We start from the raw sequence: 8058 nt of genomic DNA, 5'->3' as shown, positions 1-8058 counted from the left end.
CGCGAGCTGGGTTCAGAACGTCGTGAGACAGTTCGGTCCCTATCCATCGCGGGCGTAGGAGACTTGAGGAAATCTGCCCCTAGTACGAGAGGACCGGGGTGGACGGATATAGGGTGTTCCAGCTGTCACGCCAGTGGCACCGCTGGGTAGCCACGTCCGGACGGGATAAGCGCTGAAAGCATCTAAGTGCGAAGCCCCTTCCAAGATGAGGTCTCCCTTAGCCGTAAGGCTACTAAAGAGCCCTGGAAGACTACCAGGTTGATAGGCTGGAGGTGTAAGCATGGCAACATGTTAAGCCGACCAGTACTAATAGCTCGTGCGGCTTGGTCTTATGTTTTCATAAGCCAGAGATATTCCCTACGAGTTCATGTCGCTTATTCTTGCACTCCTTGCATTCACTGTCGAAAGTCTTTATAAAGTTTAATACACACAAGTTTGCCGGTGACTATAGCGGTAGTGAAACACCCGTTCCCATTCCGAACACGGAAGTTAAGCCTACCAGCGCCGATGGTACTGCGGGGCTTCCCCCGTGGGAGAGTAGGTCGTCGCCGGCATTTTTCATTTTAAATCACATTATAAAAAACTTGTTCTAAAAAATATATTCACCAAATTCAACAGAAATATTTGATAGAAAAAACATCATATTTCAAAAATAAAATTTCATTAATTATGCCCTATACCGTAGTGCCTAATGTGTTTGTGTTAAAATATAGGCTATTATTATAAAAGGAAAATATATGCTTAAAGAGAAAGTGAAGATAATTGGGTTATTTTGGTGTTTTGTATGGATTGCTATTGGTGCAATATTGGGTGCTTTAGCTTACAAACACATTTCTTATGCAATTTATTTTTTATTTCCCTTTATTATTTTTGGCTTAATTGGTCTTATTCCGTCTATCTTTTTTTTCATACTCATCCAGATAGAAAAATTATCACTCCGAATAATCTGGAGTATTTCCTACCTTGTTTTTTTCATATTCCTTTTTAGCATCCCAACTTTTTATCGTGGTTATTATGAAACGCCCAAAAATGGAGGTCCTTATCTGGTTATATCGGGTGACCCTAAGACTACAATGACGGTTTGTTGGACTTCTGAGGTGCAAATTCCTGGTGAGGTTGAATATGTAAAAGAAGGAGCCTCAGAATGGAAGAAAGTGTCTTGTTCGCCAACATACTATCCGAAAATAAGATTAGAAAATTTAGAACCAGGAACGGCTTATCATTACCGCATTCCTGCATTAGGGAAAGAAGAATATTCTTTCCATACTGCTCCTGCTACTCCAACCGATTTCTCTTTTGTCGTGTATGGAGATAATAGACCCTTTAGTGGAATTTCTTTTCATAGTAGTGTGCTAAATGCAATTACAAAAGAAGAACCTTCACATGGTAAGTTCGACCTTATATTTAACACTGGAGATATTGTAGAGAATCCCGGACCGGGTTATGGTTGGTAGTGGTATCATTTTTTGAAAGAAATTACCCCTTTAGCCTCTGCACGACCTTATTTAGTGAGTTTAGGTAATCATGAAGCACGCGGTACGACAATCCCCTACGAAAAATACTTCGATTACGGGACTTCAACGCATTGGTACTTTTTTGATTATGCAGGAGTTCGATTTATTATTTTATCTTCAGAAGATAATATTAATAAAGATAGTCCACAGTACAACTGGCTTCTTCAAACACTGGATTCCCGTCCTCCAAAGACAAAATTTACAGCGGTATTTCTACACAAACCTATCTTTACCTATGATCCACGTGAATCTTATCGGAACACGAACCTGCGGGAAATTCTAGAATCTGTATTTCAAGAAAAAAAAGTAGATATTGTTTTTGCAGGGCATGTTCATGCTTACGAACATCATTTTATTTCAGGTTTCCATCATGTAATTACAGGAGGCGGAGGTGTGTTATTATGGGCAAAACCCGTGCCAGGTCCTGAGACAATAAAAACAGAAACATGCTGGCATTTTTGTGCAGTAGATATTAGAAATGGAGAAATGAATGTTCGTGCTATCCGAAATGATGGTACCCTTCTTGACACCTTCAATATTACCTCCCAAGAACATTAGATGATTATCTATTTACATTCATCAAGAGGATGGAGGTTAAAAATGAATGTGTATAAATCTTCATCACAATGATTATAGCGAAATTCTAATTCTTTCAAGTAATACTCAAAATATTTTCCACTCACTTCATGAAATTTCTGCAACTGCTCCCTCGCATAACTCCAAAAAGCCTTGAATATTCTTCGTATATACTTCGTTAATATATACTTTTTCATTAAATATATACTAAATACTTTTTATTATATACACCCTACCATATCTAAACTCTTGCTGATCTCTATCCGCTCAAACCTATACACCACTAATCCATAATGTGGAGACGAATAATTATTCGTCTCTACAGGATTTATAGTAAAAACAATTTAACAGGATTTGCTTGCCACGAATATACAAATGTAAAACAAAAAGATGCCAGAAGCGAGGACACTTTAGCTACATATAAAAACGATTCAATAGGGTTTACATGTCATGAACGATAAACGATTTTTTCATTTTGTTATATTTGTGCCTATTCGTGTAATTTGAAGTTATAATCTTTTAGCTTATTTAAAATCCAATCTGCAAAGAGAAAAAAGAAAGTGTGCCAGGTTGTAGAATTTCCTTTTTTCATTCCTATTATTGATGTTTTTTAATCCATCATAAAGGTTTATATTAAGCCCATTTGTTATCTATGTCTATAGTTTTTTCTTATATGTTTCTTTTCTTATATCTGATAAGTTTTTTTGTTTTCTTTGTCTTATTCTTCCCTTGGGTCTTTTGTTTTACTTATTTTTAGGGGAGAGGTCTTATAGAAAGGGAGAGGGTATTTATGATATTCTATTGTGAAATAATGAGATATGAATGAGGAAAATGGCATGTCTGATAGAAAAATTAGTCGTGATGAGATATATCATATTGCAGATTTATCGTATTTATATCTTGACAATGAACAAGCAGAAAAATTGGCTTCCGATTTGTCTGAGATAATAGGTTATGTAGAGAAACTTAATGAATTATCTACTGAAAATGTAGAACCTATGATGCATGCAGTCCCGATGGAAAATATTTTAAGGGAAGACGAGGTGCAAATAACGATAACAAAGGAAGATGCATTGCGCTGTGCTCCTCTGCATGATGGCGAATATTTTTTAGTCCCGAAAATTTTGGAGGTAGATTAAAATGTCGGAACATTGGTGGCAAAAGAGTGCTTCTGAAATAAGTGCAAGTGTAAGGAATAAAGAGGTATCGCCGGTTGAAGTCGTTCAGAGTTTTCTTGACCGTATTCAACAGGTTGATAACAAAATAGATGCTTTTACTCAAATTTGGAGTGATTATGCCCTTCAACAAGCAAAAGCATTAGAGGAAAAAATTGTAAAGAAGGTATTTGCTGTAGGACCTCTTGCTGGCGTGCCGATATCTATCAAAGAAGTAATATGCACGAAGGAAGGGTTCACTACTTGTGCTTCAAAAATCCTTGCCGGGTATCGTAGCCCTTATGATGCTACAGTGGTTCAGAAGTTATTTGATGCGAATGCTATTCTAATTGGCAAGGTTAACATGGATGAGTTCGCAATGGGTTCATCCACAGAAAATAGTTCCATTAAATTAACCCGCAATCCCTGGAATTTAGAATGTGTGCCGGGAGGTTCCAGTGGCGGGTCAGCTGCATCAGTTTCCGCGGGAGAGTGTGTAATATCGTTAGGTAGTGATACGGGAGGGTCTATTCGTCAACCGGCTTCTTTTTGTGGTTGTGTGGGACTAAAACCGACATACGGTAGAGTTTCCAGATATGGGCTGGTTGCCTTTGCTTCATCGTTAGACCAGATAGGTCCTTTAAGCAGAAATGTTCTGGATAGTGCTATAACTCTTTCTGTTATAGGAGGAAAAGACCCAAAGGATACCACTTCTGTAGATTTGCCTTTGCCTGATTATGTAGAAAAGATAAAACAAGGGATAAATAAAGTTCCTCTTCGTATCGGGCTATCCCGAGAATATTTTACAGAGGATTTGAATAAAGAAATTAAAGATTTAATTATGAAAGCCGTTCAAGCCCTTGAAAAGCAGGGTGCAGAAGTTGTTGAGGTTTCTCTACCGCATACGGAGTTCGCAGTGGCTACTTACTATATTATTTGCACCGCAGAAGCAAGTGCGAATTTAGCCCGTTTTGATGGAGTTCGTTATGGGTTTCGACATGCGGACTCCCACAATATTATTGATATGTATAAACGCACGCGCAGTGAAGGCTTTGGAGCCGAAGTAAAAAGAAGAATACTATTAGGAACTTATGTTTTGTCCAGCGGATATTATGATGCGTATTACCTAAAAGCACAAAAGGTTCGCAGGCTGATTACTCAAGATTTCGAGAAGGCTTTTCAGAAGTGTGATGTTATTATAGGTCCGACATCCCCAACGCCTGCATTTCGTTTTGGTGAGAAAACACAAAATCCACTGGAAATGTATTTAAGTGATATTTATACCATATCAGTTAATTTAGCAGCTTTACCGGCAATATCTGTTCCTTGCGGTTTAACACAGGAGGGTTTGCCAGTAGGTTTGCAATTTATTGGAAAACATTTTAATGAAGAACATTTATTATCAGTGGCTTATTTATACGAGCAGAACAGGGAAAAAGAAATAGGTTTTCCATCATTGTAGTTAAGGATATAGGTGTAATGAAAAAATATCCTGCTCTCTGCGAATTATTGAAAAATAGAAAAATTATCGTCAATAAAAAGGTCACATAAATCTAATGTGGATATGTTTTTTCATGGATAACAAAATTGAGTATCATAACATAGAAATCTTTTAGGATTGGTTTATGGAATATGAATCTGTGATAGGAATGGAAGTTCATGTAGAGATTAATACGCAATCGAAGGCGTTTTGTTCTTGTAGTACAAATTTCCATGCACCTCCCAACACGCAGGTATGCCCTGTTTGTTTGGGTATGCCCGGGGTTTTGCCTGTTTTGAATAAGGAGTTTGTGAATAAAGCCATTGCGGTAGGACTGGCTTTGAATTGTTCTATAGCGAAATGGTCAAAAATGGACCGAAAAAATTATTTTTATCCAGATTTAGCGAAAAACTATCAGATTAGCCAGTACGATTTGCCGTTATGTCAGGAAGGATATTTAGAAATAGAAGTAAAGGGTGAAAAGAAGCGAATACGGATATTAAGGGCGCATCTGGAAGAAGATACAGCGAGGAATACTCACGATTTGGGTGGTGGTTATAGTGGGGTGGATTTCAATCGCAGTGGAGTCCCTTTGTTAGAGATTGTAACCTATCCAGATTTAAGGTCATTGGAGGAAGTTTTTGTTTTCTTAACCGAATTAAAGCAACTGCTTGAATATTTAGGTGTAAGTGATTGTAATATGGAGGAGGGCTCTCTTCGTGCAGAAGCGAATGTAAGTGTCCGAGAAAAAGGTTCGGATAAATTAGGGGTTAAAACGGAGATAAAGAATGTGGCTTCGTTTAGTGGGGTTGTCAAAGCAATCGAGTATGAAGTAGACAGGCAAATACAGACCTTACAATCCGGGGGAAAGGTAATTCAGGAAACAAGAGGTTGGGACCCTGACCGTGGTATAACCTTTTCACAAAGACATAAAGAATCTGCCCATGATTATCGTTATTTCCCCGAACCTGACCTTGTTCCTCTTGCGGTATCCGATAAATGGGTAGAACGGGTGAGACAAACAATGCCTGAATTACCTCAGGCTCGAAGGAAGCGATTTCAGGAGGAATACGGATTATCGCTATATGATGCCAGTGTATTGACCTCTACTAAGGTTATGGCAGATTATTATGAAGAAACGGTTCGATTGGGAGCAGAGCCAAAACAGGCTGCTAATTGGATACAGGTAGAACTTCAGGCGGTGCTTGCTTATGAAAATGCGACCCTAGAAAATTCTCCGGTAACACCGGAACATATTGCTCAGTTAATAGCATTAGTAAAAGATGAGGTTATTAGTGGTAAAATTGCTAAGGAAGTTTTGCGAAAAGTTTTTAAAACGGGGAAGTCCCCAGAAGAGATTATTAAAGAAGAAGGTTTGGTGCAAATTACCGATATTGAAGCAATCCGAAAAATAGTGCGGGAAGTGATTGAAAAAAATCCATCTCAATTGGAACAATATCGGAGTGGAAAAGATAAACTTTTTGGTTTCTTTGTAGGTCAAATTATGCGTGAAACACAAGGAAAAGCCAATCCCAAAATAGTAAATGATATTCTGAAAGAAGAACTAAATAAATAGAAGGTGGAAAATATTGAGAAAAAAAACATCAACGGTAACGAGTGTGAAAAAAACAAGGCGTTCACCTCTGACAATAGCACGGGCTATTGCCCGAATAGCGTCTGAGAAGAAAGCCAAAGATATTAAGGCGTATAATTTAGAAGGTTTAACTCTTCTTGCGGATAGTTTTATTCTTTGCACTGTAACGAGTGAACCGCAACAAAAGGCTGTTTTTAATGCAGTGTATGAAGGGTTAAAAACGAAGGGTATTGTTCCTCTATCCACCGAAGGGACTTTTCAGGATAATTGGATGGTAATGGACTATGGTTCGGTTGTATTTCATATTTTCAAGCAAAAGGCAAGGGATTATTATGACCTCGATGGAATGTGGGGAGATGCCCCGAAGATAGAATTAAAATTGAAAGAAGATAAATCAAAGGAAACAGGGGATAAGGATTGAGTGTATGTCGGATTCTTCCTATGCTCCAGACCGTTCACAGTTATATCATATTCGACTTGTGAAGATTTTAGGACAAGGAGGAACGGGAATTGTATATCAAGGTATTGATACGAAGAAAGGCGATGCTGTCGCTGTAAAATTATTCCGTGAGAATTTTTTTAGAAATCGTCTTCATCTTATGGACCTTATCCAGAATGTTAAGAAGTTCAAAAAACTGAAGCATCAAAATCTTGTTCAGATATTTGATTTTATTGATGGCGATGAGGGTAGATGTATGTTAATGGAGTTTGTGGATGGTCCGAACCTCCGTTGGTATCTTGCCAATCGTCCGTGGAATTTGCAGGAACGGGTGAACATTATTATTCAAATTTGTATCGGTTTGCAGTATCTACATGATAATGGTTTTGTTCACCATGATTTTAAACCGGCGAATGTATTGTTTACTCGGAGAGGTATTGTTAAAATTGCGGACTATTCTTTGTTTGGCAATAATTTTATATTGGAATTGTTGGATAGGAATATCAGCCAGCAAATTACCCCTATGTTTGTTGCACCGGAAGTAATTCGGGGAGAAAGAGTAACTCCTAAATCAGATTTATATTCGTTAGGCATTACAATGTATATGATGTTTACAGAGAAGTTGCCTTTCCCTGTGGATAATTTACAACAGTTATATCATTGCCATTTGAATTTAATGCCAGAGCACCCAACCACTGTAAACCCCAAATGTCCCTTTGCATTAGGCAATGTAATTATGAAACTCCTCTCCAAAAAGCCAGAAAATCGTTATCGCGATTGTGATGAATTACGAATTGCTTTGTCTAATGTGACACAAAGCCGAATTTAATTAGAGACCTGTTATTCCACCTGTAGTTGTTCCCGTGTCTACATTGGTATCCGTATTCGTTGTTTCTCCTGTAGGCCCTGTAGCTTTCCAGGGTGCTTGTCTGGGAACAAGGAGAAGTCGGTCAATAATGTCCGTTGTGGCTTGCAATTTAATCTGGAAATTGCTTACCTGTGCCAAAGCCGGTGTTTTTGTAAGCGGTGAAATATGTCTATTTTTTTTCATATATCCAATCCTTTTTATTAGGATGTTTTTATAAAAACAAACTCAACAATCTGGTCTGTCAATTTGACTAAGAAATCTTTCCATGCTTGGAAATTGCTTACCTGCATCTTTGCAGGTTTTTTTGTTAAAACCTGAACATGTTTCATTTTTAATTTACTCCTTTTTGTTTCAATAATAATACTACTATTTTTATCAAAATATTACAGAAATGTCAAGTTTTTATTTAAATAAATTTTTGATTATTTATTCT

At 37.7% G+C, this 8058-nt stretch carries 10 protein-coding genes and 2 rRNA genes; 9 read left to right on the top strand and 3 right to left on the bottom strand.

Features of this window, described 5'->3' with window-relative positions; all coding sequences use genetic code 11:
• The 4 genes from PLA12_13905 to PLA12_13890 all read left to right on the top strand — a co-directional run.
• A 23S ribosomal RNA gene (locus PLA12_13905) occupies positions 1-331 on the top strand; the annotation flags it as partial.
• A gap of 106 nt (positions 332-437) precedes the next feature.
• A 5S ribosomal RNA gene (gene rrf, locus PLA12_13900) occupies positions 438-554 on the top strand.
• A gap of 183 nt (positions 555-737) precedes the next feature.
• Complete coding sequence (locus PLA12_13895; GenBank protein HOQ33581.1) at positions 738-1454, top strand: fibronectin type III domain-containing protein; 717 nt, start codon at positions 738-740, stop codon at positions 1452-1454.
• A gap of 12 nt (positions 1455-1466) precedes the next feature.
• On the top strand, positions 1467-2072 hold the full coding sequence (locus PLA12_13890) for a metallophosphoesterase (protein ID HOQ33580.1): 606 nt from the start codon (positions 1467-1469) through the stop codon (positions 2070-2072).
• A gap of 8 nt (positions 2073-2080) precedes the next feature.
• Here PLA12_13890 and PLA12_13885 read toward each other — a convergent pair whose 3' ends face one another.
• Positions 2081-2287, bottom strand: coding sequence for a hypothetical protein (locus tag PLA12_13885; GenBank protein HOQ33579.1), 207 nt, complete (start codon positions 2285-2287; stop codon positions 2081-2083).
• Between the two features lie 639 nt (positions 2288-2926).
• Here PLA12_13885 and gatC point away from each other — a divergent pair.
• The 5 genes from gatC to PLA12_13860 all read left to right on the top strand — a co-directional run bounded on the left by gatC (position 2927) and on the right by PLA12_13860 (position 7586).
• Positions 2927-3229: an Asp-tRNA(Asn)/Glu-tRNA(Gln) amidotransferase subunit GatC gene (gene gatC, locus PLA12_13880; GenBank protein HOQ33578.1), complete on the top strand. Its 303-nt coding sequence runs from the start codon at positions 2927-2929 to the stop codon at positions 3227-3229.
• A 1-nt stretch (position 3230) separates the two neighbouring features.
• Complete coding sequence (gene gatA, locus PLA12_13875) at positions 3231-4706, top strand: Asp-tRNA(Asn)/Glu-tRNA(Gln) amidotransferase subunit GatA (GenBank protein ID HOQ33577.1); 1476 nt, start codon at positions 3231-3233, stop codon at positions 4704-4706.
• A gap of 163 nt (positions 4707-4869) precedes the next feature.
• A complete protein-coding gene (gene gatB / locus PLA12_13870) occupies positions 4870-6300 on the top strand; it encodes an Asp-tRNA(Asn)/Glu-tRNA(Gln) amidotransferase subunit GatB (protein HOQ33576.1) in 1431 nt (476 codons plus the stop codon).
• A gap of 13 nt (positions 6301-6313) precedes the next feature.
• Complete coding sequence (rsfS, locus tag PLA12_13865; protein HOQ33575.1) at positions 6314-6739, top strand: ribosome silencing factor; 426 nt, start codon at positions 6314-6316, stop codon at positions 6737-6739.
• Between the two features lie 4 nt (positions 6740-6743).
• Entirely contained in the window at positions 6744-7586 is an 843-nt protein-coding gene (locus tag PLA12_13860) for a serine/threonine-protein kinase (GenBank protein HOQ33574.1), read from the top strand.
• Here PLA12_13860 and PLA12_13855 read toward each other — a convergent pair whose 3' ends face one another.
• Positions 7587-7808 (bottom strand): hypothetical protein, encoded by a 222-nt coding sequence (locus PLA12_13855; GenBank protein HOQ33573.1) that lies wholly within the window; start codon positions 7806-7808, stop codon positions 7587-7589.
• 17 nt (positions 7809-7825) lie between these two features.
• Positions 7826-7954 (bottom strand): hypothetical protein, encoded by a 129-nt coding sequence (locus PLA12_13850; protein HOQ33572.1) that lies wholly within the window; start codon positions 7952-7954, stop codon positions 7826-7828.
• Positions 7955-8058 lie beyond the last annotated feature (104 nt).

This window comes from Candidatus Hydrogenedens sp. (genome assembly GCA_035378955.1).
Lineage (GTDB): Bacteria > Hydrogenedentota > Hydrogenedentia > Hydrogenedentales > Hydrogenedentaceae > Hydrogenedens.
Note: the sequence above shows the minus strand (reverse complement) of the source record. Positions and strands in the feature narration are given on the sequence as shown.

Coding starts and splice junctions, on each gene's coding strand:
- PLA12_13855 (HOQ33573.1), bottom strand. CDS start 7,808: ATGAAAAAAAATAGACATATTTCACCGCTTACAAAAACACCGGCTTTG.
- gatB (HOQ33576.1), top strand. CDS start 4,870: ATGGAATATGAATCTGTGATAGGAATGGAAGTTCATGTAGAGATTAAT.
- PLA12_13895 (HOQ33581.1), top strand. CDS start 738: ATGCTTAAAGAGAAAGTGAAGATAATTGGGTTATTTTGGTGTTTTGTA.
- PLA12_13885 (HOQ33579.1), bottom strand. CDS start 2,287: ATGAAAAAGTATATATTAACGAAGTATATACGAAGAATATTCAAGGCT.
- PLA12_13850 (HOQ33572.1), bottom strand. CDS start 7,954: ATGAAACATGTTCAGGTTTTAACAAAAAAACCTGCAAAGATGCAGGTA.
- PLA12_13860 (HOQ33574.1), top strand. CDS start 6,744: ATGTCGGATTCTTCCTATGCTCCAGACCGTTCACAGTTATATCATATT.
- gatA (HOQ33577.1), top strand. CDS start 3,231: ATGTCGGAACATTGGTGGCAAAAGAGTGCTTCTGAAATAAGTGCAAGT.
- gatC (HOQ33578.1), top strand. CDS start 2,927: ATGTCTGATAGAAAAATTAGTCGTGATGAGATATATCATATTGCAGAT.